General features: G+C 73.3%; 22 protein-coding genes. 14 read left to right on the plus strand and 8 right to left on the minus strand.

The window, feature by feature from the left end:
- Window positions 1-4 precede the first annotated feature (4 nt).
- Genes alr through tsaD form a run of 6 tightly spaced genes read left to right on the plus strand, consistent with a single transcriptional unit; the run spans window position 5 to window position 5,295 of the window.
- Window positions 5-1,204 (plus strand): alanine racemase, encoded by a 1,200-nt coding sequence (gene alr, locus ACFQW6_RS21845; RefSeq protein WP_378550606.1) that lies wholly within the window; start codon window positions 5-7, stop codon window positions 1,202-1,204.
- Window positions 1,201-2,268: an alpha/beta fold hydrolase gene (locus ACFQW6_RS21850; protein WP_378550608.1), complete on the plus strand. Its 1,068-nt coding sequence runs from the start codon at window positions 1,201-1,203 to the stop codon at window positions 2,266-2,268. The genes alr and ACFQW6_RS21850 overlap by 4 nt, the downstream gene beginning before the upstream one ends.
- Window positions 2,265-3,155, plus strand: coding sequence for a tRNA (adenosine(37)-N6)-threonylcarbamoyltransferase complex ATPase subunit type 1 TsaE (gene tsaE / locus ACFQW6_RS21855; protein WP_378550610.1), 891 nt, complete (start codon window positions 2,265-2,267; stop codon window positions 3,153-3,155). The genes ACFQW6_RS21850 and tsaE overlap by 4 nt, the downstream gene beginning before the upstream one ends.
- 10 nt (window positions 3,156-3,165) lie before the next feature.
- Window positions 3,166-3,804, plus strand: a complete 639-nt coding sequence (tsaB, locus tag ACFQW6_RS21860; RefSeq protein WP_378550612.1) for a tRNA (adenosine(37)-N6)-threonylcarbamoyltransferase complex dimerization subunit type 1 TsaB — start codon at window positions 3,166-3,168, stop codon at window positions 3,802-3,804.
- Window positions 3,801-4,256, plus strand: coding sequence for a GNAT family N-acetyltransferase (locus tag ACFQW6_RS21865; RefSeq protein WP_378550614.1), 456 nt, complete (start codon window positions 3,801-3,803; stop codon window positions 4,254-4,256). The genes tsaB and ACFQW6_RS21865 overlap by 4 nt, the downstream gene beginning before the upstream one ends.
- Window positions 4,249-5,295 carry a tRNA (adenosine(37)-N6)-threonylcarbamoyltransferase complex transferase subunit TsaD gene (gene tsaD / locus ACFQW6_RS21870; protein WP_378550616.1) on the plus strand — a complete coding sequence of 349 codons (1,047 nt, stop codon included), beginning with the start codon at window positions 4,249-4,251 and terminating at the stop codon, window positions 5,293-5,295. The genes ACFQW6_RS21865 and tsaD overlap by 8 nt, the downstream gene beginning before the upstream one ends.
- Before the next feature lie 74 nt (window positions 5,296-5,369).
- Here the strand turns inward: tsaD and ACFQW6_RS21875 are convergent, their stop codons facing one another.
- A complete protein-coding gene (locus tag ACFQW6_RS21875; RefSeq protein ID WP_378550618.1) occupies window positions 5,370-6,914 on the minus strand; it encodes a hypothetical protein in 1,545 nt (514 codons plus the stop codon).
- Entirely contained in the window at window positions 6,914-7,360 is a 447-nt protein-coding gene (locus ACFQW6_RS21880) for a hypothetical protein (RefSeq protein ID WP_378550620.1), read from the minus strand. Before ACFQW6_RS21880 ends, ACFQW6_RS21875 begins: the two co-directional genes overlap by 1 nt.
- 115 nt (window positions 7,361-7,475) lie before the next feature.
- Between ACFQW6_RS21880 and ACFQW6_RS21885 the strand changes: the two genes are divergently transcribed.
- The gene (locus ACFQW6_RS21885) at window positions 7,476-8,135 is read left to right on the plus strand and encodes a hypothetical protein (protein WP_378550622.1); all 660 of its coding nucleotides are present in this window, start codon (window positions 7,476-7,478) and stop codon (window positions 8,133-8,135) included.
- Between the two features lie 19 nt (window positions 8,136-8,154).
- On the opposite strand, the gene ACFQW6_RS21890 is transcribed toward ACFQW6_RS21885, so the two are convergent.
- Entirely contained in the window at window positions 8,155-9,399 is a 1,245-nt protein-coding gene (locus tag ACFQW6_RS21890) for a hypothetical protein (protein ID WP_378550624.1), read from the minus strand.
- On the minus strand, window positions 9,396-9,953 hold the full coding sequence (locus ACFQW6_RS21895; RefSeq protein ID WP_378550626.1) for a SigE family RNA polymerase sigma factor: 558 nt from the start codon (window positions 9,951-9,953) through the stop codon (window positions 9,396-9,398). The genes ACFQW6_RS21890 and ACFQW6_RS21895 overlap by 4 nt, the downstream gene beginning before the upstream one ends.
- 133 nt (window positions 9,954-10,086) lie before the next feature.
- Here ACFQW6_RS21895 and ACFQW6_RS21900 point away from each other — a divergent pair, with 133 nt between their 5' ends.
- A complete protein-coding gene (locus tag ACFQW6_RS21900) occupies window positions 10,087-11,217 on the plus strand; it encodes an S-(hydroxymethyl)mycothiol dehydrogenase (RefSeq protein ID WP_378550628.1) in 1,131 nt (376 codons plus the stop codon).
- A complete protein-coding gene (locus ACFQW6_RS21905) occupies window positions 11,214-11,843 on the plus strand; it encodes an MBL fold metallo-hydrolase (RefSeq protein ID WP_378550630.1) in 630 nt (209 codons plus the stop codon). Before ACFQW6_RS21900 ends, ACFQW6_RS21905 begins: the two co-directional genes overlap by 4 nt.
- A gap of 4 nt (window positions 11,844-11,847) precedes the next feature.
- On the opposite strand, the gene ACFQW6_RS21910 is transcribed toward ACFQW6_RS21905, so the two are convergent.
- The gene (locus ACFQW6_RS21910) at window positions 11,848-12,447 is read right to left on the minus strand and encodes a helix-turn-helix domain-containing protein (protein ID WP_378550632.1); all 600 of its coding nucleotides are present in this window, start codon (window positions 12,445-12,447) and stop codon (window positions 11,848-11,850) included.
- Window positions 12,448-12,726: 279 nt separating this feature from the next.
- On the opposite strand from ACFQW6_RS21910, the gene ACFQW6_RS21915 reads away from it, so the two are divergent.
- Together ACFQW6_RS21915 and ACFQW6_RS21920 are read left to right on the plus strand one after the other, a co-directional pair.
- Window positions 12,727-13,182: a hypothetical protein gene (locus ACFQW6_RS21915; protein ID WP_378550634.1), complete on the plus strand. Its 456-nt coding sequence runs from the start codon at window positions 12,727-12,729 to the stop codon at window positions 13,180-13,182.
- 31 nt (window positions 13,183-13,213) lie between these two features.
- Window positions 13,214-15,016, plus strand: a complete 1,803-nt coding sequence (locus tag ACFQW6_RS21920; protein WP_378550636.1) for a glycoside hydrolase family 3 N-terminal domain-containing protein — start codon at window positions 13,214-13,216, stop codon at window positions 15,014-15,016.
- A gap of 10 nt (window positions 15,017-15,026) precedes the next feature.
- Here ACFQW6_RS21920 and ACFQW6_RS21925 read toward each other — a convergent pair whose 3' ends face one another.
- Complete coding sequence (locus tag ACFQW6_RS21925; RefSeq protein WP_378550638.1) at window positions 15,027-16,217, minus strand: methyltransferase domain-containing protein; 1,191 nt, start codon at window positions 16,215-16,217, stop codon at window positions 15,027-15,029.
- A gap of 189 nt (window positions 16,218-16,406) precedes the next feature.
- On the opposite strand from ACFQW6_RS21925, the gene groES reads away from it, so the two are divergent.
- Window positions 16,407-16,700 (plus strand): co-chaperone GroES, encoded by a 294-nt coding sequence (groES, locus tag ACFQW6_RS21930; RefSeq protein ID WP_129455534.1) that lies wholly within the window; start codon window positions 16,407-16,409, stop codon window positions 16,698-16,700.
- 98 nt (window positions 16,701-16,798) lie between these two features.
- The gene (gene groL / locus ACFQW6_RS21935) at window positions 16,799-18,418 is read left to right on the plus strand and encodes a chaperonin GroEL (RefSeq protein ID WP_378550640.1); all 1,620 of its coding nucleotides are present in this window, start codon (window positions 16,799-16,801) and stop codon (window positions 18,416-18,418) included.
- An 81-nt stretch (window positions 18,419-18,499) separates the two neighbouring features.
- Here the strand turns inward: groL and ACFQW6_RS21940 are convergent, their stop codons facing one another.
- Window positions 18,500-20,059 carry a hypothetical protein gene (locus ACFQW6_RS21940; protein WP_378550642.1) on the minus strand — a complete coding sequence of 520 codons (1,560 nt, stop codon included), beginning with the start codon at window positions 20,057-20,059 and terminating at the stop codon, window positions 18,500-18,502.
- Between the two features lie 46 nt (window positions 20,060-20,105).
- Between ACFQW6_RS21940 and guaB the strand changes: the two genes are divergently transcribed.
- Window positions 20,106-21,608, plus strand: a complete 1,503-nt coding sequence (guaB, locus tag ACFQW6_RS21945; protein WP_378550644.1) for an IMP dehydrogenase — start codon at window positions 20,106-20,108, stop codon at window positions 21,606-21,608.
- Window positions 21,609-21,636: 28 nt separating this feature from the next.
- Here the strand turns inward: guaB and ACFQW6_RS21950 are convergent, their stop codons facing one another.
- On the minus strand, window positions 21,637-23,265 hold the full coding sequence (locus tag ACFQW6_RS21950) for a CHAP domain-containing protein (RefSeq protein WP_378550646.1): 1,629 nt from the start codon (window positions 23,263-23,265) through the stop codon (window positions 21,637-21,639).
- Window positions 23,266-23,351 lie beyond the last annotated feature (86 nt).

The following is a 23,351-nucleotide window of genomic DNA, read 5'->3' on the forward strand; positions in this document are numbered from 1 at the left end:
CGGCATGACCGATCCCGTGCCGCAGCGCGCCGAGATCGTGGTGGACCTCGCTGCCGTCCGGCACAACGTCCGCGTCCTCAAGGACCTGGTGAGCGTCGACGGCCCGGTGCAGCTGATGGCGGTCGTCAAGGCCGACGGCTACGGCCACGGCATGGTCGAGGTGGCCGCGGCCGCCCGCGACGCCGGCGCCGACTGGCTCGGCGTGGCGACCATCGAGGAGGCGCTCGCACTGCGGGCCGCCGGCGACCACGGACACCTACTGTGCTGGCTCAGCGCTCCCGGCGACGACTTCGCCGCCGCGGTCGCGGCCGGGGTCGAGGTCACCGCCTACTCGGTGGCCGAGCTCGAGGAGATCGCGGCGACCGGCCCCGCCCGGGTGCAGCTCAAGGTCGACACCGGCCTGTCGCGCGGTGGAGCTCCCCGTCCGGAGTGGCAGCACCTCTTCTCCGTCGCGAGCGACCTCGAGCGGCAGGGGCGGATCACCGTCACCGGGATCTGGTCGCACTTCGCCGCCAGCGACGAGCCCGCCCACCCGGCCAACGACGCCCAGGAGGCGGCCTTCCGCGAGGCGCTCGCCCTGGCCGACGCGGCCGGGCTCGACCCGGACGTCACCCACCTCGCGAACTCGGCCGCGGCGATCCTGCGACCGTCGTCCCACTTCGACCTCGTCCGCTGCGGCATCGCGACCTACGGCCTCGACCCGGCGCCCGGTGTCAGCCCGCGGCTCGGCCTCCGGCCCGCGATGACGGTGCGGGCCCGCCTGGTGATGAGCAAGGTCGTCCGCGCCGGTGAGGGCGTCTCCTACGGGCACACCTGGCACGCCGTGGAGGACACCACCGTCGGCGTCGTGCCGGCCGGCTACGGCGAGGGGGTTCCGCGAGCCGCCGGCAACACCGCCCACGTCTGGGTCGGCGACTCCCAGCGACCGATCCGCGGCCGCGTGTGCATGGACCAGCTCGTCGTCGACCTGCACGGCGAGCTGCCGCCGGCCGGGACCGAGGTCGTCCTCTTCGGTCCCGGTGGCCTCGGCGAGCCCACCGCCCAGGACTGGGCGGAGGCCGTCGACACGATCAGCTACGAGATCGTGACCCGCGTCGGGGGCCGCTTGGTCCGCAGGCACGTGGACTCGGACGTGGACGCGGACGTGGACTCCGAAGCGGACTCCGAGGCGGACACCGAGGACTCCGGAAGGACCACCCGTTGAGCATCAAGGGCCGCATCTTCGGCACCGTCGTGGGCGCAGCCGGTCTGGCTGCTGCCGCCGGTGCCGTGGGCATCGCCCGCCAGAACCGCGTCATCGGCAACCGTGCCGCCGGCGAGGACGTGGCGTTCGGCGCGCTCCACAGCCCGCCGCGCGTCGTCGTCGCCGACGACGCGGTCGACCTCCACGTCGAGATCGACGAGCCGGAGGACTTCGGCGGCGTGCCCGCCACCGATGACGACCTGACCGTCGTCTTCGTCCACGGCTACTCGCTCAACCTCGACTCGTGGCACTTCCAGCGTGCCGCCTACCGCGGCCAGCTGCGCACGGTCTTCTACGACCAGCGCAGCCACGGCAGGTCCGCCCGCTCCGAGGAGAGTCACTGCACGCTCGAGCAGCTCGGCCATGACCTGCGCCGCGTCATCGAGCACACGGTCCCCGGACGCTGCGTGGTGGTCGGCCACTCGATGGGCGGGATGAGCGTCATCTCCCTGGCCGAGCACTACCCCGAGCTGTTCGGCGACACGGTCGTCGGTGCCGCGCTCATGTCGACCACGGCCGGCGGCCTCGACCCGGGCCGGATCCTGTTCCCGATGCTGCCCCTCGGCCTCGGCGGCCGCTTCCTCGGCCGCGCCGTGCGCACCCTCGATCGCGGCCACAGGATCGTCGACCTGGCCCGCTCGTGGGGGCACGCGGTCGCCGACGTGGTGACCGACCGCTATGCCTTCGGCACCGACCCCGTCCCCGCCTCGCACGTCGAGTTCGTCTTCTCGATGCTCAACGCGACGCCGTTCGCCGTCGTCGCCGACTTCTACCCCGCCTTCGCGACCCTCGACCACTTCGACCACCTCGAGCCCCTGAGTCGGGTGCCGACGGCGATCATCTGCGGCACCGAGGACAAGATCACCTCCGTCGGCCACAGCCGGAAGCTGCACAGCCGGATCCCGGGCTCGAGCCTGCTGGAGTGCGAGGGCGCCGGCCACATGGTGCTCCTCGAGCGCCACAAGCAGGTGACCGCCGAGCTCGACGACCTGATCTCCCTCGCCCAGGGGGAGGGCCTGCTGTGAGCGTCGTCGTGCGCCGGGTCGGTCCCGAGGCGGCCGCCGACGTCCTCGCGGTCGTGCAGGAGGCCTTCGGTGCCCGCCCGGCCCTGGATCCGCCGGCCGACGCGCTCGGCGAGGACGTCGACAGCGTCAAGCGCCTGCTCGCCCGGCGCGGAGGCCTGCTGGCGTTCCTCGACGACCGTCCCGTGGGCTGCGTCGTGCTCGACCCCGGCCCCGACGGGCTCGTCCTCCGCCGCTTCGGCGTGACGCCCGCCGCCCAGGGCAGGGGAGTGGCCTCCGCGCTGGTGGACGCCGCCGTGGAGGCGGCGGCGGGTCACTCGGCGGTGCGGGTCGTCGCACGCGAGGAGTTACCCGGCACGGTCGCCTTCTGGGAGGCGCACGACTTCGTCGTCACGGGCGGGACGAGCCCCTACGTCGAGCTCGCGAGGTGGCTCGGCACGACCTTCGACGCCCCCGACGCGGAGACGATGCGCCAGCTCGGTGCGCGCGTCGGGTCCGGCCTGGTCGCCGGCGACCTGGTGGTGCTCACCGGTGAGCTGGGGGCCGGCAAGACGACCTTCACGCAGGGGCTCGGCGAGGGACTCGGCGTGCGCGGCGGCGTCACGTCCCCGACGTTCGTGATCGCCCGCGTGCACCCCGCCCTGGGTGACGGCCCCGACCTCGTCCACGTCGACGCCTACCGGCTAGGCGGGCTCGACGAGCTCGACGACCTCGACCTGGACGCCTCGCTCGACTCGGCGGTGACCGTCGTGGAGTGGGGCGCGGGGCTGGCCGAGGGCCTGGCCGACTCGCGCCTCGAGGTCGTGATCGAGCGGACCGTCGCTGACGCGCCGCTGGACGACGAGCTCGACCCCCGCCGGCTTTCGCTGCGGTGGATCGTCGGGCAGTAGCCTCGACGCCGTGCTACTGGCCTTCGACACCGCGACCCCGCTGGTCTCCGTCGCCCTCCACGACGGCGAGCGCGTGGTCGTCGAGCACTCCTCCGAGCAGCCGATGAAGCACGGCGAGCACCTCGCGCCTCTCATCGCGCGCTGCATGGAGGAGGCGGGCGTCGTGCGTCAGGACCTCACCGCCGTCGCTGTCGGGGTCGGGCCCGGCCCGTTCACCGGCCTCCGCGTCGGCGTCGTGACCGCACGCACCCTCGGATTCGTCCTCGACATCCCCGTCTACGGCGTCTGCTCCCTCGACGCCGTCGCGCTGGAGGTCGTCGGCGGCGGGACCGCCCACGACAGCTTCCTCGTCGCCACCGACGCGCGGCGCAAGGAGGTCTACCTCGCCTCGTACGACGCCGAAGGACGACGCCTCGAGGGACCGGTCGTCACCCGTCCGGCCGAGGTCGCCACCGACGCCCCCGTCGCCGGCGCCGGGCCCGAGCTCTACCCCGACGCCTTCCCGCACCCGATCGCCCCCGCCCGGCCGAGCGCCGGCTGGTTGGCTGCGGGCGTCGTGTCCGAGCTCGTAGAATTGCTGGACCCCGAGCCCCTCTACCTGCGCCGCCCCGACGCGGTCGCCGGAGCACCCAGGAAGCCCGTCTCGTGATCCGTCCCGCCACCCTCGCCGACCTGCCGGCGCTCCGTGCCCTCGAGCAGGAGCTGTTCGGACCCGACGCGTGGAGTGAGGAGCTCATCCGCCAGGAGATCGACGGCCTGGGTCGACGCTTCGTCGTCGCCGACGACCTCTCCGGCTACGCCGTGACGATGACCGCGGGCGACATCGTCGACCTGCTCCGGATCGGCGTACGCCCCGACGCGCGCCGCACGGGCCTCGCCTCGCGCCTGCTCGACGAGCTCCTCGTCGACACCGAGGGCGCCTCGCGGATGCTGCTGGAGGTGAGCGTCACCAACGCCCCCGCCCTGGGCTTCTACGTGGCCCGGCAGTTCAGCGTCATCGACGTCCGCCCCCACTACTACCGCGACGGGTCCGAGGCGCTGGTGATGTGTCGCTGGCTCCCGGGCGCCGCCCGCGCGCACCCGGCGACGGCCCATGACTGACGAGCCGCTGGTCCTCGGGATCGAGACCTCCTGCGACGAGACCGGGGTCGGCATCGTCCGGGGGCACACCCTCCTGGCCGACACGGTCGCCAGCAGCGTCGAGGAGCACGCCCGCTTCGGCGGCGTGGTGCCCGAGGTCGCCAGCCGCGCCCACCTCGAGGCGATGGTGCCAACGATCGAGCGCGCCGCGGAGACGGCCGGCATTGCGCTGAGCGACATCGACGCCGTGGCCGTCACCAGCGGCCCCGGCCTGGCCGGAGCCCTGCTGGTCGGCGTGGCCAGCGCCAAGGCCTTGGCGCTCGGCCTGGGCAAGCCCATCTACGGCGTCAACCACCTCGCCGCCCACGTGGCGGTCGACCAGCTCGAGCACGGACCGCTGCCGGAGCCGTGCCTGGCCATGCTCGTCTCGGGCGGCCACTCCAGCCTGCTCGAGGTCACCGACGTCACCGTCGGCGTCGAGCCGATGGGCTCGACCATCGACGACGCGGCGGGGGAGGCCTTCGACAAGGTCGCCCGGCTCCTGGGCCTGCCGTTCCCGGGCGGGCCCCACATCGACAAGCAGGCGCGCAGCGGCAACAGCGTCGCCATCGACTTCCCGCGCGGGCTCACGAGTCGGCGCGACCTCGAGCGGCACCGCTTCGACTTCTCCTTCTCGGGCCTCAAGACCGCTGTCGCCCGCTGGGTCGAGACCCAGCAACGCGAGGGCGTCACCATCGACGTGGCTGACGTCGCCGCCTCGTTCCAGGAGGCGGTGTGCGACGTGCTGACCCGCAAGGCCATCGACGCGGCCACCAGCCGCGGGATCGAGGACATCCTCATCGGTGGCGGCGTGGCCGCCAACAGCCGGCTGCGCGCGATGGCCGAGGAGCGGGCGACCGCCCAGGGCATCCGCGTGCGCGTGCCTCGTCCGGGCCTGTGCACCGACAACGGCGCCATGGTCGCCGCACTCGGGGCCGAGCTCGTCGCCCGCGGTCGTACGCCGTCCCTGCTCGACCTGCCGGCCGACTCCTCGCAACCGATCACGACCGTCGTCGCCTGACGCCCCTGGAGACGACGCAGGTCCCCGCCCGAGAGCGGGGACCTGCATCACGAACAGTCGAACGTAGGCGAGCCTCAGTCGAGGACTCCGGGTGCGACGTCGTCGTCACCGAGCCAGTCCTGCTCGTACACCAGGCTGTCGCGCTCGGCGGCTTGGTCGTTCTCGCCCTTGCGACCGGCGCGACCGCTGGCCCCGCCGGCGGCGCCGCGGGCACCGGTCGATCCGCGTCCACCGGACCGCGACCCGGTGCCGGACCCCGAGCCGGTGCCGCGGGCGCCTGCCGAGCCGGCACCACGGGCTCCGGCCGAGCCGGCACCTCGGGCGGCGGCCGAGCCGGCACCTCGGGCGGCGGCCGAGCCGGCACCACGGGCTCCGGCCGAGCCGGCACCTCGGGCGGCTGCCGAGCCAGCACCTCGGGCGGCGGGGCTGCCGGCCGTACCGGCACGCGCGGCGGACGAGCCGGACGCGCCGGCGGGACGCGAGAGCGCGCCCGCGCTGCCACTGCGGCCGGTCGCACCGATCGGACGGGCGGGTGAGCTGCCGGCCGGAGCCGGGGTCGCGCCGGCCCGGATGCCGCCCGCCATCCCACTGGCACCGCCGGCGGCACCTGCGGCGCCCATCGCGGCGGCGTTCATGCCGCCGGCCGAGCCTCCGGTGGTCGGGCCGACCGGACCCTGGCCCGCCGAGGGGTTGTAGGTGACGCCGCTCTGCGACGAGCCCGCGACCGTGCTGGTCTCTCCCGGAACGTGGTGCGTCGGGTGGGTCGGTGAGGTGATCGGGTCGCGCGTGGGCTGCGGGTCGGGCTTCTCCGGCCAGGTGGGCTGGGGCTTGGTCGGCTCGGGCCTGGTGGGCTCGGGCTTGGTGGGATCGGGCTTGGTCGGGTCCGGCCTGTCCGGCTTGTCCGGCCGGTCCGGCTTGTCCGGGTCCGTCTGGTCGGGCGTGGCCGGGACCGTGGGGTCCGTCGGGTCGGGGGTGCCGGGGGCCCGCGGTCCGGTCGGTGGCAGGGAGGGACCCGTCGGGCCGCTGGGCACCGACGGCGGCGGCTCGGTCGGGTCGGGCTGACCGTGGATCGCCTTCATCGGCGGGATGGCGCCGAGGAAGGCGGCGTCGAGCTTCTGCGTCCACTGCGCGGCCGCGGCCTCCTGCTGGGCCCGGGCGGTGTTGTAGGCCGCGCGCTCCTGGTTGGCCGCCTGGCGCTTGTTGCCCTCGGCCTGGATCTCCTCCGGCGTGGGCGTGTACCCGGGGTTGTGGGTGGGTGGGGTGTAGGGCGCCGGCTGGTTGAGGTCGGCCATGCCGGCCTCCGCCGCCTGGGCGTTGCCCATCACCAGTGCGGTGTCGCGGAGGGTCTCGCCGGCCGTGACCAGCCGGGTGCCCTTCTCCTGCATCGACTCGGCAGAGGCCTGGAACGCGGCCAGGACAGCGTCGGCCGTGACACCGGACAGCCCGCCGTTCTTGCCGTCACCTTCACGGACCTTGGTGGCGCCCTTGCGGAGCGCGTTCGCCGTCTCCTCCAGGACCTGTCCGCACAGGCGCCAGTTCTTCCCGGCCGCGTCGGTGGCGTCGAACTTGGCGCCGGAGAGGTATGACCGCAGGCGTGCGCGCTCGGGGCCGTCAGTCATCAGGAACCCTCCTCGGTGGTCGGGGGCTCGGTGTACTGGCCGTCGCCCATGGTGCTGCTGGCAGACCGGTCGCGTGCCTCCTCGAGCGTGGTGTTGACCTGCGAGAGCGCGGTCGCGCGCATGGTCATCTCGGCATTGGTGCTGGCGTCCACGTCGCGGACCTCGTCGGCCCACTGGCGGATGGCGTCGCCGTAGGCGCGCAGCGAGTCGGCGAGCTTCTGGAACTCCTGCTCGACCTCCTGGTGCGCCATCTGGGCGTTGACGCCGATGCGGTGGCCGGTCGTCGACCCCCCGAACCAGTCCGGTCCCACGGCGGTCACCGTCGTGCCGCCGAGACCTTCGGAGTTGCTGTTGAGGAGAGCCAAGATCTCGGCGATGAGGTCCTCGTCCGCGTTGAGGCCCTTCAGCGCGGTCGTCACGAGTCCTACGTCTGCAGCGGTCAGCATGCGTCCCCCATTCCCGCCGCCCCGCGCGGCGAAACCACTTGTGTGCGGCATTTTCACAGATGCGGGGGCCAGGGCGCCAAACGTGCGCGCGCGCCGGGTCGGCTACCGTCTGGCCGTGCGACGACGACTCGGGGGTACGACGATGGGCGGACGCGGAGCCGCGGCGGCGGCGATCTCGATGGCAGCGGTGCTGGCGCTCGGTGGCTGCGGGAGCGACGAGGCCGCCGGTGGGGACGACCCGTCGGGCGCCGAGACGTCCAGCGGGTCCACCACCGAGGACCCGACGGGGACCCCGACAGAGACCCCGACAGAGACGCCGACAGAGACTCCGGAGCCGACGGTCGAGCCGGCGTCAGGACCCGAGCTGGAGGTCAGCGGTGTCCGGGTCAACGCACCGAAGGGGTGGGAGCAGACGTTCTCGTCCGTCGTCGTCGACACGGCCCTCGGCCGCGTCGACCACCAGAGCGGCGGCCTGTTGCTGAGCGTGGCGGCCCTCGGTGGGGAGGTCCTGACGCCCCAGCAGGCCGAGCGCTACTTCTGGAGCCCCGGCGAGAAGCCGCCGAACTACCAGCGCCAGGACCCCATCGTCATGGGCGACGTCAGGGCTGGCTACTACACGTCGCGCGACCGGTTCGACGACATCCACTCGGTCACGCTGTGGGACGACAACCACGTCGTCAAGGTGGAGGTGTCGTTCGGTCGCAAGGTCGCCGAGGACAAGCAGCAGGAGCTGTTCCAGTCCGTGATCGCGAGCTACTCCGGACCACAGGGCTGAGCGCCGGCCGTCCAGCTCCTCATCTCTGGAGGACGCTCGGAGCTGCGAGCGTGAGTGCCCTGTCGCCGGGCTCGACCTGGACGGCCTCACCGCCGACCCGCTCGACCGTGCCGTCGAGCCCGAGGCGGACGACGTACTGCCGGTCGCCGGTCACGAGCGTCGCCACGATGGTGTCGTCGTCCTCCCAGGCCACCTCGGGGTTGATGCCGACCACGCCGGTGCGGGCGCCGACCAGCTCGAAGTCGAGCATCGGCTCACCGGTGGCGGCGTCGAGGACCGCCATGGTCGGCGACCCGTCGGGGGTGAGGTAGTCGGTGAAGCCGAGCAGGTACCTGCCGTCGGGGCTGAAGCCCAGCAGCGAGTAGTCGCACGTCTGCCAGACCTCGGCACCGCCCGCGCCGGCGTCGCGCACCTGCCAGCAGGAGCCGTCGCCGGTGAACCTGGTCTGGACGGAGGCGAGGCCGGTGACCTCCGACGCCGAGCCCACCCGCAGGGAGCCGGGCAGCGCCGTGGTGGTCCCGTCCGGGCCGATGACGGACGCCGACTCACGGCCGGTTGTGGGATCGGTCGTGCCGACCAGGAGCGCGTCGCCGGGGAGGAAGCCGACCGGCCGGACCCGTGCGTCCTGCGGCCCCGGGGGCAGCGCGGTCCGTCGCTCCTCGCTCTCTGCGGCCCGGTCCCGCTCCACGACGGTCCAGCGCTCGCCGTCGTGCTCGGCCCACGCGATGCGCGAGCCGTCGGCCGACACGGCCAGGTGGCTGGACCGCGACGTCTCCTCCATCACCTCGAAGTCGGGTCCGAGCACGTGCACGCCCACCGCGCCCTCGTCCATCGGGTCGATGAAGGCGATGCCGATCCAACCGTCGGCGTACGGCGTCAGCTGGTCGTACTGGCGGCGGAGGGGGACGGTCTCCCCGTCGACGGTCAGGCTCGGCTCGTCGACGTTGATGAGGGGCACGGCGAGCTCGGCGCCGACGGGCGCGGTGAGCGGGTCGATGCGGACGGTCCCGGTGATCCGGGGTGCGGGCGGCTCGGTCGCGGGCGGGACGTCGCTCCGCGGGGTCGGCCCGACGATGCCGGCTCCGACAGGGATGGCGATCGCCAGGACAGCGGCGACCGCGGCGCCCGCCACCGCGGCGCGGCGGCGCTGGATCCGACGCGCGCGAGTCCGGACGTCGGTGACGGAGAAGGGAGCACGCTGCAGGGGGTCGGCGGTCCGGTGCAGCGCGTCCTGCACCTGGTCCTCGAGGGGAGTGGGGCTCATCGTGCATCGTCTCCGGACTCGTGGGGGTTGAGGGAGTGCGGGGCACGGGCGCGCAGTGCGGCCAGCGCGCGGCTGGCCTGCGACTTGACGGTCCCGACGGAGATCCCGAGCACGTCGGCGATCTCGGCCTCGCTCAGCTGCTCGTAGTAGCGCAGGACGACGACCGAGCGCTGCTTGGGTGGCAGGGTCTGGACGAACGACCACAGCGCCCCGCCCATGCCGTCGTCGTACACGTCGACCGTGCCGGTCTCGGGCATGGTGTCGGTCGCGTGCTCGCGGCGCTTCCACGCCCGCCGCCACAGCGAGTTGTTCTCGTTGACCATGATCCGGCGGACGTAGGCGTCGAGCGCCTCGCGGTCGCGGATGCGGTCCCAGGAGAGGTAGAGCTTGGCGAACGCCGTCTGGAGCAAGTCCTCGGCCCCGGCGTGGTCGCCGGCGAGGAGGTACGCCGTCCGGTAGAGCGCCGTCTGGCGCGCCGACATGTACGCCGAGAAGTCGGCGTCCTTGTCGGACTGCCGGTCGTGCGCGCCCATGTCGACGAGTGTCGCGCTCATCGTCCACCTCCTGTCCGTCCGCGTGTGTTCCGTGTGGCGTGTCGGGGTGAGGACGCGACTCGTCGGAAGGTGGTTGCATCTGTTTGGCTTGCGTTGCAAGGCTCTCGTCGACCGACCCACAGGAGGCACGTCCATGCAGCAGGTCCAGGCCGTCGTCGCGCTCGCGAAGGGCGAGCCGGTGCAGCTCACCACGATCAACGTCCCCGATCCCGGCCCGGGCGAGGCGGTGGTGAAGATCCAGGCCTGCGGGGTGTGCCACACCGACCTGCACTACCGCGAGGGCGGGATCAACGACGACTTCCCGTTCCTCCTCGGCCACGAGGCGGCCGGCGTGGTCGAGTCGGTCGGCCCGGACGTGACCGGCCTCGAGCCGGGCGACTTCGTCGTCCTCAACTGGCGCGCCGTGTGCGGTGACTGCCGCGCGTGCGACCGCGGCGAGCCGTGGTACTGCTTCGCCACCCACAACGCCACCCAGAAGATGACGCTCGCGGAGGGCGACCTCGCCGGCACGGAGCTGTCGCCCGCGCTGGGCATCGGCGCGTTCGCGGAGAAGACGCTGGTCGCCGCGGGCCAGTGCACGAAGGTCGACCCGTCCGCGCGGCCTGCGGCGGTGGGGCTGCTGGGCTGCGGCGTGATGGCCGGGCTCGGCGCCGCGATCAACACCGGCAACGTGGGCCGCGGCTCCACGGTCGCGGTCATCGGGTGCGGCGGCGTCGGCGCAGCCGCGATCGCGGGAGCCGCCCTGGCGGGCGCCTCGAGGATCATCGCCGTCGACATCGACGACCCGAAGCTCGAGACGGCGAAGAAGCTCGGCGCCACCCACACGGTGAACTCCTCCGAGGTCGACGCGGTCGAGGCGATCCGCTCCCTCACGCCGCCTCCGGACGGCACCGGTCACGAGGGCGGCGCCGACGTGGTGATCGACGCCGTCGGTCGACCGGAGACGTGGAAGCAGGCGTTCTACGCCCGCGACCTCGCCGGCACCGTCGTGCTGGTCGGCGTGCCGACCCCGGACATGAAGGTGCCCGACATCCCGCTCATCGATGTCTTCGGGCGCGGCGGGTCGCTGAAGTCCTCCTGGTACGGCGACTGCCTGCCCTCGCGCGACTTCCCGATGCTCGTCGACCTCTACCAGCAGGGCCGGCTCGACCTCGACGCCTTCGTGACCGAGGAGATCGGCATCGGCGACGTCGAGGCCGCCTTCGACAAGATGCACGGCGCCCCCGACGGGCAGAGCGTGCTCCGCTCGGTGGTGGTCCTGTGACCGCGCGCATCGACCACGCGGTCGTCTCCGGCACCTTCTCCCTCGACGGGGAGACCCACCAGGTCGACAACAACCTGTGGGTCATCGGTGACGACGAGCAGTGCCTGGTCGTCGACGCGCCCCACGACGTCGACGCGATCCTGGAGGTCGTCGCCGGCCGGACGGTGAAGGCGATCGTGTGCACCCACGCGCACGACGACCACGTCCGTGTGGCGCCCGAGCTCCGTCGTCGTACGGGTGCGCCGATCCTGCTGCACCCCGACGACCGCCCGCTGTGGGAGCTCACCCACGGGGGCGACGAGGAGGGCGCCGAGCTCTGGGACGTCGACCTGGCCGACGACCAGACGCTCACGATCGGTGGTGCTGCGATCAAGGTGATCCACACCCCGGGCCACGCGCCGGGCGCGGTGTGCCTCTATGTCCACGACCTCGGCTGCGTGTTCACCGGCGACACCCTGTTCGAGGGCGGTCCGGGTGCCACGGGGCGTTCCTTCAGCGACGCCGACCTCATCAAGGAGTCCATCCGCTCGCGGCTCTTCGACCTTCCCGACGCGACCGTCGTGCACACCGGCCACGGCCCCGACACCACGATCGGTGCGGAGCGCGAGGGCGGCCTCGCCGACTGAGGCGTCAAGCCGCCCGGCGCCACTCGAGCCGATCGGCCCGCACCTCGTCGAGGTGCTCGGCCTCGGCCACCAGCTGGAGCAGCGCCGCGTGGTCGACGGGTGTGCCGAAGACGCCTCGCTGCCGCCAACGCAGGTAGGCGGACGTGTGGTGCCGCACCGCCGGGTCCTGGTGTGCGCGTGACCACCGGCGCCACAGGCCGGCTTCGGCGGTGCAGTCCAGGCCGCGCGGGACGTACCACCCGGTCACGACCAGGTCGACGTGAGCCGGGTAGCGCCGCCCCGCCCGGTCGCGCGCTCCGTCGTCGCGCATGGGCTCGACCACCTCGCCGTTCTCGGCGTCGTGCACCTCGGCTCGGAGCCCGGCGAGCCGGAGCAGGTGCTGCACCACGCTCACCCGAGGGCTGGTCCGGCCGGTCTCCCACCGCGCGACGGCCGACTGGGACACCCCGATCAGAGCCGCGAGCCCACGCTGGGACACGTCGAGGACCCGTCTGATGCGGCGTACGAGCCCCGGCACGCCTCCCTCGAACGGCCCCATCAGGTACCACTCGACCTCCTCCGCGCTCCACCCGCACGTGGGGTCCCACTCGTCCATCGTCCTCATCCGTATCCCCGATCTCCTCAATGTCCGTCGCCGTCCCTCAAGTGCAGTCGCGGGCACCGACAATTGCGACGCGTTCTCCACAGCCCCGCCGTGAAGCGCTGGCCGCAGCCGCAGCCGCGGCACGCCCCCACTGGCACCTGAGTCGCGGGGAGACTCAGGTGCCAGCGCAGCGTGGCCGGGGCTCGGCGACCGAACACGCGGCTGAGTCGCTCGGAGACTCAGGTGCCAGTGCGGAGGAAGGCGGTGGCGGAGGGCGGGGCGCCGGGCTACGGTCCCCCGATGACGACCGACTTCGTTCCCGAGGACTTCGAGCCACCGACGTCGCTGGCGACGGCCGGCTTCGTGCTCGAGCCGCTCGGGCCGCAGCACAACGAGTCCGACCACGCCGCGTGGTCGTCGAGCATCGCGCACATCCGCCGGACGCCGGGCTATGCGGACGGGTCGTGGCCGCCCGTCGACGGCATGTCGCTCGAGGACAACCTCGCCGACCTCACGCGGCATGCGGCTGACTTCGAGGCCCGACGCGGATTCACGTTCACCGTGCTCGAGCCCGGCAGCCACGAGGTGATCGGCTGCGTCTACCTCTACCCGAGCGCGTCGGACGAGCACGACGTCAAGGTGCAGACGTGGGTACGCACCGACCGGGCCGGGCTCGACCAGCCGTTGGCAGATGCCGTGGCCACCTGGCTCGAGACCGACTGGCCGTGGGAGCGTCCGGACCGCCGCGGGCGGTGAGCGATCCGTGGTGCCATGCCACCATGGCGTGATGCGCTCCCGCCCCGCTTCCCGCCTGGTGAGCCTCGGAGCCTCCCTCGTGCTGGTCGCCTCGCTGGCCGCTTGCGACGGACAAGGCCCGGGCGGGGACGAGGAGCGGACGGCCGAGAGCACGGGCGCCGGGAGCACGCCGACCGTCCCGCCGACGCCGTCGGAGGAGCTCGGGCTGGCCGAGGGCTGGGGTCCCACCCGGGCCGAGCTGGACCGGGCCGCGCGCAGAGTCGGTCGGATGAAGCTGCCCGACCTCGCGGGGCAGGTCATCGTCGCCGACTGGCAGGGGACCGACGCCCCGGTGCGGATGGTCCGCGACCTGCACCTCGGCGGGGTGATCGCCTTCAGCGCGAACGTGGCCTCGGCCGAGCAGGTCAGGGCCGTCAACCGGGCGCTGTCCCGCCAGGTCCCCCGGAAGTGGCCGCTCTTCCTCGGCGTCGACCAAGAGGGCGGGGTGGTCGAGCGACTGCGCGGCGCGGCGACCCGGTTCCCGGCCTTCATGAGCACGGGCGCCGCTGGTGACGCAGGACTGACGCAGGAGGCGTACGCCGCCGGCGCCGCGGAGCTGCGCGGGCTCGGCTTCACCGTCGACTTCGCCCCCGACGCCGACGTCACGTCGGGTCCCGGCGACCCGACGATCGGGTCGCGGTCCGCGTCGTCCCGGCCCGGGGTCGTCGCAGAGCACGTCGTGGCGGCAGCCGCCGGCTTCAGCACGGCCGGCGTCCTGCCGGTGATCAAGCACTTCCCCGGCCACGGGTCCGTGCCGGCCGACAGCCACCTGACCCTTCCGGTGCAGGTCAAGAGCAGGGCTCAGCTCGAGGCGTCCGACCTCGTGCCCTTCGCCCGCGGCATCGAGGCCGGGCTCCCGGCGGTGATGGTCGGCCACCTCGACGTGCGCGCCGTGGACCCCCGGGTGCCGTCGTCGCTGTCGCGGAAGGTGGTCACCGGGCTGCTGCGCGACGAGCTCGGCTTCGAGGGCCTCGTCGTGACGGACTCGCTCGAGATGGCCGCCGTCACCCGCGGCCGCGACCCCGGGCGTACGGCGGTGCAGGCCCTCCGCGCCGGCTCCGACGTCCTGCTGATGCCGCCCTCGCCCGCCGTGGCCCGGGCAGCGCTCGTGCGCGCCGTGCGAAGGGGGAGCCTGCCCCGCCGCCGGCTGGAGCAGGCAGCGGCCCGGCAGGTCGCCCTGCTCACCCATCTCGCCGGGGCCGGTCAGCAGCCGGGCGCGGCGCCCGGTGCGGCCGCGACCGCGTCACGCCGTCTCTCCGCCGCCGCGGTGACGGTCACCGATGGCGCGTGCTCGGGCCGACTGGTCGGTGACGTCGTGCACGCCTACGGCGACCCGAGCGCGGTCGCGGCGTTCACCCCCGCGGCTCAGGCCGCCGGGATCGCGGTCGTGGCGCGCCGCTCGCCGCCGGCCGACCTCACCAGCGCGAAGCCGAGGCCCGATCGCAGGAAGAAGGAGCGCAAGCGCGCCTACCAGCGGCGCGTGCGCGCCTGGGAGAAGGCCGAGGCCCGCCGGGAGCGGCGCCTCGACGCGTGGCTCGCCGCTGAGGACGCCCGACTCGCAGCCGGCACGCAGGTCGGGTTCACCGGCTACCGGGACGCCCCCGTCGACGGCCAGGTCGCTGTGGCGACCGACAGTCCATGGGTGCTGGGGCGCGTGGCGGCCCCGACGCGGATCGCCACCTACGGCGACACCCCCGCCGCGATGCAGGTGCTGGTCGAGGTGCTGACCGGTCAGGCGCCGGCGCCGGGCCGGCTGCCGGTCGACGTCCCGGGCGTCGCGCGACCCGGCTGCTGACCGAGCTCGCTCAGAAGGGCTCGACGAGCAGGGCCGTCCCCTGCCCGGCGACCCGGGTGAGCACCAGCGTGGCCTCGTGGTCCCCGCGCAGGGACAGCCGCTTGCGGAGCTCGTCGGGGACGACCTGAACCCCGCGCTTCTTGATCGTGAGCCGGCCGATCCCGCGCTCGTGCAGGGCGGCGCGCAGCTGCTTCTCGCGGTAGGGCAGGTGCTCGACGACGCGGTAGCCGCGCGCGAACGGCGTACGGAACGAGGCGTCGCTGGTGACGTAGGCGATGTGCGGGTCGACCAGCCCGCCACCGACGCCGGCGGCGACCGCGGTGACCAGCCCGGCACGGATCACGGCACCGTCGGGCTCGTAGAGGTAGGCGCCGACCGAGCGGACCTCGGTCCCGGGCTCCCCGTCGGCGGGGGAGTCCTCGTCGGTGAGCGTGGCCAGGCCGTGCTCGCCGATCACGGTCGCGCGACGGTCGGTGGTGGCGAGTGCCGGCGACCAGAGCACGGCCTCCTTGACCTCGCCGCCGTCGCTGACCCACTCCGCCTCGACGCCTGACGGCACCAGGTCGTGGTCGATGCCGGGGGCGACCTTCACCAGCGACCGGCGGGTCAGCAGGTCCAGCACCCACGGCCACGGGGGCGTCCACCCCTCGACGTCGAACACCCGGCCCCGGCCGCCGCGGCGAGCCGGGTCGGCGAAGGCGACGTCGAAGGAGGCCGGGTCGATCGTGGTGGCATCGCCCACCTGCACCGCACCGGCGAGGCCCAGGGCCTCGAGGTTGGCGCGGGCCATCGCCACTCGCACGGGATCGAGGTCGACCCCGCCCGCGACGAGCCCTGCCCGCGCGAAGGCGAGGAGGTCGCCGCCGATCCCGCAGCCGAGGTCGATGACGCTGCCGCCGGGGATCGCGGCGGCCACCCGCGCGGCCCGGTGGTCGGCGACGCGCGCCCGCGTCGACTGCTCGAGCGCGTCGGGGGTGAAGAACATGTGGTGCGCCGCCTCGCCGAACTTCGCCACGGCCTTCGCGCGCAGCTGGGCCTGCGTGGTGGCTGCGGCGGCCTTCTCGGCGTCGGGCTCGAGACGTCGTACGACAGCAGCGACCCGCACCGGGTCACCCGCGTGCTCCGTCCAGGCCGACGTGGCGTCGACGAGCAGACGGGCCCCTTCGGCTGTCCGCAGCCAGTCCAGCGTCTCGACCTGCATGTCGTCATCCTGTCAGCGGCGGCACCGGCTAGCACTCGATCGGGCAGAGTGCTAGCGTCTGCGTTGGCACTCTCACCCCGAGAATGCCAACGCTCGCGAGCCTGGCACGACCCCCGCGACGGCGTGCCGCCGGACCGCGAGCCCACGTCCTGAAGATCTCTTGTTTGAGAAAGTGGAGGTTGATCCGAAGTGTCGGTCAACATCAAGCCCCTCGAGGACCGCATCGTCGTCCAGACGCTCGAAGCCGAGCAGACCACCGCCTCCGGCCTGGTCATCCCGGACACCGCCAAGGAGAAGCCCCAGGAGGGCGAGGTCGTGGCGATCGGTCCCGGTCGCATCGACGACAACGGCAACCGCGTCCCGCTCGACGTCGCCGTGGGTGACAAGGTCATCTACAGCAAGTACGGCGGCACCGAGGTCAAGTACTCCGGCCAGGAGTACCTGATCCTGTCCGCCCGCGACATCCTCGCCGTCGTCTCCTGATCCTCCTTCGCCCGGAACGTCATGGTCGCGGTCGCTCCTGCGACCTCCGGCCATGACGTCCGGGCGAACCCCTTTCATCCCTTCCTAGGAGCTCACTGATGCCCAAGATCCTGGAGTTCGACGAGAACGCCCGCCGCGCGCTCGAGCGCGGTGTCGACGCCCTCGCCAACGCCGTCAAGGTGACGCTCGGCCCCAAGGGCCGCTACGTCGTCCTCGACAAGAAGTGGGGCGCCCCCACGATCACCAACGACGGGGTGACCGTCGCTCGCGAGATCGAGCTCGACGACCCGTTCGAGAACCTCGGTGCCCAGCTCACCAAGGAGGTGGCCACCAAGACCAACGACATCGCCGGTGACGGCACCACCACCGCCACCGTGCTGGCCCAGGCCATGGTCCACGAGGGCCTGCGCGCCGTCGCGGCCGGCGCCAACCCGATGGGTCTCAAGCGCGGGATGGACGCGGCGGCCGAGGCCGTCGGCGACGCCCTGCGCGAGGCGGCCCGCGAGGTCGAGACCCGTGAGGACATGGCGTCCGTCGCCACGATCTCCAGCCGCGACAGCCACATCGGTGACCTCCTCGCCCAGGCCTTCGACAAGGTCGGCAAGGACGGCGTGATCACGGTCGAGGAGTCCAACACCATGGGCACCGAGCTCGAGTTCACCGAGGGCATGCAGTTCGACAAGGGCTACATCTCGGCCTACTTCGTCACCGACCCGGAGTCGATGGAGACCGTCCTCGACGACCCCTACATCCTTCTCCACCAAGGCAAGATCTCCTCGATCCAGGAGCTGCTCCCGGTGCTCGAGAAGGTCATCGGCACCGGCAAGCCGCTCTTCATCCTCGCCGAGGACGTCGACGGCGAGGCGCTCTCCACCCTGGTCGTCAACAAGATCCGCGGCACCTTCAACGTCGCCGCCGTGAAGGCTCCGGCCTTCGGTGACCGCCGCAAGGCGATGATGCAGGACATCGCGATCCTGACCGGCGCGCAGGTCGTCGCCCCCGAGGTCGGCCTCAAGCTCGACCAGGTCGGCCTCGAGGTGCTCGGCCAGGCGCGTCGTGTGGTCATCACCAAGGACAACACCACGATCGTCGACGGCGCGGGCGACAAGACGGCCGTCGACGGCCGCGTCAACCAGATCAAGGCCGAGATCGAGAACACCGACTCCGACTGGGACCGCGAGAAGCTCCAGGAGCGCCTCGCCAAGCTCGCGGGCGGTGTCTGCGTGATCAAGGTCGGCGCCGCCACCGAGGTGGAGCTGAAGGAGAAGAAGCACCGCATCGAGGACGCCGTGTCCGCGACGCGCGCCGCGATCGAGGAGGGCATCGTCCCCGGGGGTGGCTCCGCGCTCATCCACGCCGTGTCGGTGCTCGAGGACAACCTCGGCCTGACCGGTGACGAGGCCGCCGGCGTTCGCGTGGTCCGCAAGGCGGCCGACGAGCCGCTGCGCTGGATCGCCGAGAACGGTGGCATCAACGGCTACGTCGTGACGGCCAAGGTCCGCGAGCTCGGCGTCGGCAACGGCTACAACGCCGCCACCGACGAGTACGGCGACCTGGTCGCCCAGGGCGTGCTCGACCCCGTCAAGGTGACCCGCTCCGCGCTGGTCAACGCGACGTCGATCGCCGCCATGCTGCTCACGACCGAGACCCTCGTCGTGGACAAGCCCGAGGAGGAGGAGCCGGCCGCCGCCGGTCACGGTCACGGCCACGGCCACTGATCGACACCTCGCTCCCAGCACGACCCGCCGGCCCGGCAGACGCAACGTCTGCCGGGCCGTCGGCGTCCTTCGACCCTGCGGTCAGCGTCCCCAGATCGTGCGGAACGGCGTCGAGCAGTCGACGTCGAGCTCGACCGGGTCGACGGTGTTGAGGTGGTAGATCTTGTAGCGGCCGCACGCGGTCTGGACGAACTCGTACTTCCGGATCAGTGAGCTCTGGATCGCGACGGTGCCGAGCTCGCTCCACGTGGTGATGAAGGTCGCCTCGACGAACCACGTCGGCGGGTTGCTCCCGGTCAGGACCTCCTCGAGGTCGTCGAGGCCGGGGTCGAGGGTGCGCATCGGCAGCGACCAGAGATGCGGGTACGGCGACTGGGCCCCGGTCGCCCACTGGATGTCGGCGCGACCGCCGTAGACCAGCACCCGGTCGCCGGGCCAGGCGGCGGCCGCGATCGCCTGCCCGGTGCGTACCTCCACCGGGACCCGGCCCCCCACCCAGGCGCCCGTCCAGACGACGAGCGCGACGATGCTCGAGACCACGACGAGACCCACCGCGATCGGGGTGACCCGGTGCCGGACGCGGTCGAGGTGGTCGTGGGTCACGAGCGCGGCGAGGGCCAGCACGACTCCGGGGAGCGGCACGAGAAGGTACGGCGCCCAGAAGCTGCCGCTGAGCGCGACACCGAGCAGGTCGAGGCCGAGCATCGCGGCGATGGCGACCACCGGCACGGCGTCGTGCCGCAGGAGGCTGCGGAGCCGGACCGCGAACAGGACGACGACGAGGAGCAGGCCGGTGCCGACGAAGATCAGCAGCAGCACCGAGATCCGGCTCGTCGCGCCGTCCGACTCCTGCGTCGCGATGACGTGGCTCGCGTCGGAGCGGAAGGTGACGACGGCGTACCACAGCGTCCGCAGGCGTACGCCGGCCCCGACCGCCCAGGCGACGACGACCATCACCGGCACGGCGGCCCCGGCCACGGCGGCGCCGGCGCAGCGCAGCGCGTCGCGCCGGCTCACCTGCCGCGCGACCAGCGACCCGGCGAGCAGGACGGCGCCGAAGACCAGACCGCCGACGACGCTCTGCTTCATCCCCACCGCGAGCATCGCCAGCAGGCCGGCGAGGAACGCGTCGCCGGCCGCCACCCGTCGCACGGCTCGCAGCGCCAGCCAGCACGAGCCCATCACGAGCGGGATGCCGAAGAGCTCGCCCTTGGCGGCGACCGGGTCGATCTGGGCGTTGCTGACCAGCGCGGCCGCCGCCACCGCCACCCAGCCGGCCAGGCGGCGCACCGCGGCGGGGTCGAGCACGCCGGCCCGGACCGCCACCTCCCGGGCGGCAGCGGCCGCGGCCAGCACCACCAACGCGCACGCGAGCGCGCCGAGCATCCGGTGCGCGTACGGCCCGCCGATCCGGTCGGTCGCCTGCACCAGCCAGATGATCGGCGGCGGCCGGTCGACCCAGTAGCGCCCGTACAGCGAGTCGGGCTCGGGCTCCCAGGCGCGGGCGACCATGAGGAACCCCGCCTCGTCGGGCCGCAGCGGCCACAGCAGGGACGGGAAGCGCGCGAGGAAGGCCACGACCGCCGCCGCCCAGACCATGCGGCCCGCGCCCGACCGGCCGCCCCCGGCTCCCGCCCCCACACCGACACTGTCCCAGAGCGCTCCGAACCGCCCGTAGAATGGCGGCGTGGAGATCCCGGAGAAGTTCGCTGCGCTCGGCCTCACCTACGACGACGTGCTGCTGCTGCCGGGGGAGTCCGACCTCGCGCCCAGCGACATCGACACCACCACCCGCCTCACCCGCGAGATCTCCATCCGGGTCCCGCTGATCAGCGCGGCGATGGACACCGTCACCGAGGCGCGGATGGCGATCGCGATGGCCCGTGAGGGCGGCATCGGCGTCCTGCACCGCAACCTGTCCATCGAGGACCAGGCCCGCCAGGTCGACCTGGTCAAGCGGACGCAGACCGGCATCATCTCCAACCCCGTCACCATCGGCCCCGACGCGACGCTCGAGGAGCTCGACCGCCTGTGCGGCGAGTACCGCGTCTCCGGCCTCCCGGTCGTCGACCTCGACAACCACCTGCTCGGCATCATCACCAACCGCGACCTGCGCTTCACCCCCGTCGCGGAGTGGGCGACCACCAAGGTCGACGAGGTGATGACCCGCGAGGGCCTCATCACCGGCCACGACGGGATCTCGCGCGACGAGGCCACCACCCTCCTGCGCGCGCACAAGCGCGAGCGGCTGCCGCTCGTCGACGGCGAGGGCCGGCTGAGCGGCCTCATCACCGTCAAGGACTTCGTCAAGGGCGAGCAGTTCCCCCACGCGTCGTACGACGGCGACGGCCGGCTGCTGGTCGGTGCCGCCATCGGCTACTTCGGCGACGCCTGGGAGCGGGCCACGACCCTGGTCGAGGCCGGCGTCGACGTGCTCGTCGCCGACACCGCCCACGGTCACGTCCACCTCCTCCTCGACATGGTGCGTCGCCTCAAGTCGGACCCGGCGACCAAGCACGTCCAGGTCATCGGCGGCAACGTCGCCACCCGCGAGGGCGCCCAGGCGTTCGTCGACGCCGGCGCCGACGCGGTGAAGGTCGGCGTCGGGCCCGGCTCGATCTGCACCACGCGCGTCGTCACCGGCGTGGGGGTGCCGCAGGTCACCGCCGTCTACGAGGCGTCCCTGGCCACCAGGCCCGCCGGTGTCCCGCTGATCGCCGACGGCGGCATGAAGCACTCCGGCGAGATCGCGAAGGCGCTCGTCGCGGGCGCCGACGCGGTGATGGTGGGCTCGATGCTCGCGGGCTGCGAGGAGTCGCCGGGCGACGTCGTCTTCGTCAACGGCAAGCAGTTCAAGTCCTACCGCGGCATGGGCTCGCTGGCCGCGATGAGCAGCCGCGGCAAGAAGTCCTACTCCAAGGACCGCTACTTCCAGGCCGAGGTCGCCAGCGACGACAAGATCGTGCCCGAGGGCATCGAGGGCCAGGTCGCCTACCGCGGGCCGCTCTCCGCGGTCGCCCACCAGCTCGTCGGCGGTCTCAACCAGTCGATGTTCTACGTCGGCGCCCGCACCATCGCGGAGCTGCAGGACAAGGGTCGGTTCGTCCGCATCACGTCGGCCTCGCTCAAGGAGAGCCACCCCCACGGCGTGCAGATGACGGTCGAGGCGCCCAACTACAGCGGCGCGTGACCGCCACCTGAGCAGCCTTCCCGCACGGTCAGGGACGGAAGCCCGGTCGCACCGGTCGGAGGTCCTCGACCCGCGCCGCGGCCGGTCGGGCGAGCAGGCGCGAGCCGGTGCGCGCGACGACGAGCTCGGCACCGCGGCGGGTCACCAGGCCGGGGGAGCGGGTCAGGCCGCGCGCCGCGCCGACGCGCCGGGACGGTCGCCCGGGCACGGTGCTGGTGACGACGACGGCTCCGGTGCGGTCGGTGGCGGCCACCTGCAGGCCGCCGGCGACCTCCGCGACGGTGGGAGAGGCGTACGGCGACCACTCGCCGGCCAGCGCCGTCGTACGGCTCCACCGGCGACCGTCGAGCGTGCGTACGCCGAGCCGGCCCGCCGCGCTGATCTGGTGCAGCCGGGTGGTGCCGTCGTCGGCGGTGGTCAGCGCGGGCGTCGAGGTGAGCGACGCTGCGGGTCCGCTGAGTCGCTGGAGGCGGCCGCGCTCGAGGGACTGCGCGAAGGTCGCTCCGCGCGCCCCGACGGCCACGAGCCAGGTGCTGCCGGTGGCGTCGTTGCCGAGCACGGGTGCGGTGTGGGTCGACCATGACGTCGGCTCGCCGACACGGTCCGGTCGGGTCCACCGTCCCTCGCGGGAGAGGCGCCGGGTGACCAGCGTGCCGTCCGCGGAGACTGTCGCGAGCACCGGTCGCCGGGTGCGGGACTGGGCGAGCGCCGGGCTCGCGGTCGGGGCGGAGGTGCCGACGGTGCGCAGGACCAGGCGCCCGCGGTGCGTCGTACCGACCACGACCCGCCCGTCGCGCGCGGTGGCGGCCACCCAGGGCCGGCCGTGGTGGTCGAGGCTCAGTGCGGGTGCCACCACCGGGGTGAAGGCGCCCCGTCGACCGACCACCCGGGCCGGTCGGCCGGGGGCGGTCAGGAGCAGGGTCCCGCGGTCGTCGACGCGCGCGGTCCACGAGCCGCCGAGTCCGTCGGGCACCGACACGACGGGCCGGTCCGAGCCGACGAGCGGGGAGGGGGCGACGTCGGCGAGGTGCAGGTAGCGGAACTCGCCCACCGGGACCGTGCGGGTGCCGTAGCCACCGGCGGAGCCGTAGTTGTACTCCTCGATCGTCACGGTCCCCGGACCGATGTCGCTGACCCATGCGACGTGGCCGACGCGACCGGCGTCGGTCTGTGCGACGGCGCCGATGGCGGGCACCGAGTCGACCCGGTAGCCCAGCCGACGTGCCACGTCGTCCCAGTTGGCGGCGTTGCCCCAGTGCTCGCCGCGGAAGTGGTTGCCGAAGCCCGCCATGCCGTTGCGCTCGTGGAGGCGCCAGGAGACGAAGCTCGTGCAGTTGCGGAGCACGAAGCCCCACGAGTCACCGATCGACCCGTTGATCGACCACACGTGGCGGGCGCACGTCGGCCGCGGGCCGCGCGGGTCGTAGAGGTGGCCGGAGACCGGGTCGAGGACCGGCGGCGGGGGCGGCGGGGGCTCGACGACCGGTGCCGGCGGCTGCCCGGGCTCGGGTGCCGGCACGGGTGCGGGCTCCGGCTCCTCGATCGGCGCCTGCGGCACGATCGGGCACTGGCCCTGCCATGCCCACGGATAGTCGTCGGCCGCGTGCGCTGCCGCGGCGCCCACACCCAGCACCCCACTGGCCAGGCAGGTCGCCACGACAGCACGCGCGAACCTTCTGCTCCCTCGTCCCCCCACCTGCAGGACGGTAGGCACTGCGTCAGGCGCCCATGACCGGCTTTGCC

The sequence above is a fragment of the Nocardioides sp. GCM10028917 genome (assembly GCF_042666175.1).
In the GTDB taxonomy this organism is placed as follows: Bacteria; Actinomycetota; Actinomycetes; order Propionibacteriales; family Nocardioidaceae; genus Nocardioides.

Coding starts and splice junctions, on each gene's coding strand:
- ACFQW6_RS21880 (WP_378550620.1), bottom strand. CDS start 7,360: ATGCTGACCGCTGCAGACGTAGGACTCGTGACGACCGCGCTGAAGGGC.
- ACFQW6_RS21895 (WP_378550626.1), bottom strand. CDS start 9,953: ATGAGCGCGACACTCGTCGACATGGGCGCGCACGACCGGCAGTCCGAC.
- ACFQW6_RS21890 (WP_378550624.1), bottom strand. CDS start 9,399: ATGAGCCCCACTCCCCTCGAGGACCAGGTGCAGGACGCGCTGCACCGG.
- ACFQW6_RS21900 (WP_378550628.1), top strand. CDS start 10,087: ATGCAGCAGGTCCAGGCCGTCGTCGCGCTCGCGAAGGGCGAGCCGGTG.
- ACFQW6_RS21915 (WP_378550634.1), top strand. CDS start 12,727: ATGACGACCGACTTCGTTCCCGAGGACTTCGAGCCACCGACGTCGCTG.
- ACFQW6_RS21925 (WP_378550638.1), bottom strand. CDS start 16,217: ATGCAGGTCGAGACGCTGGACTGGCTGCGGACAGCCGAAGGGGCCCGT.
- tsaD (WP_378550616.1), top strand. CDS start 4,249: ATGACTGACGAGCCGCTGGTCCTCGGGATCGAGACCTCCTGCGACGAG.
- ACFQW6_RS21875 (WP_378550618.1), bottom strand. CDS start 6,914: ATGACTGACGGCCCCGAGCGCGCACGCCTGCGGTCATACCTCTCCGGC.
- ACFQW6_RS21920 (WP_378550636.1), top strand. CDS start 13,214: ATGCGCTCCCGCCCCGCTTCCCGCCTGGTGAGCCTCGGAGCCTCCCTC.
- alr (WP_378550606.1), top strand. CDS start 5: ATGACCGATCCCGTGCCGCAGCGCGCCGAGATCGTGGTGGACCTCGCT.
- ACFQW6_RS21910 (WP_378550632.1), bottom strand. CDS start 12,447: ATGAGGACGATGGACGAGTGGGACCCCACGTGCGGGTGGAGCGCGGAG.
- groL (WP_378550640.1), top strand. CDS start 16,799: ATGCCCAAGATCCTGGAGTTCGACGAGAACGCCCGCCGCGCGCTCGAG.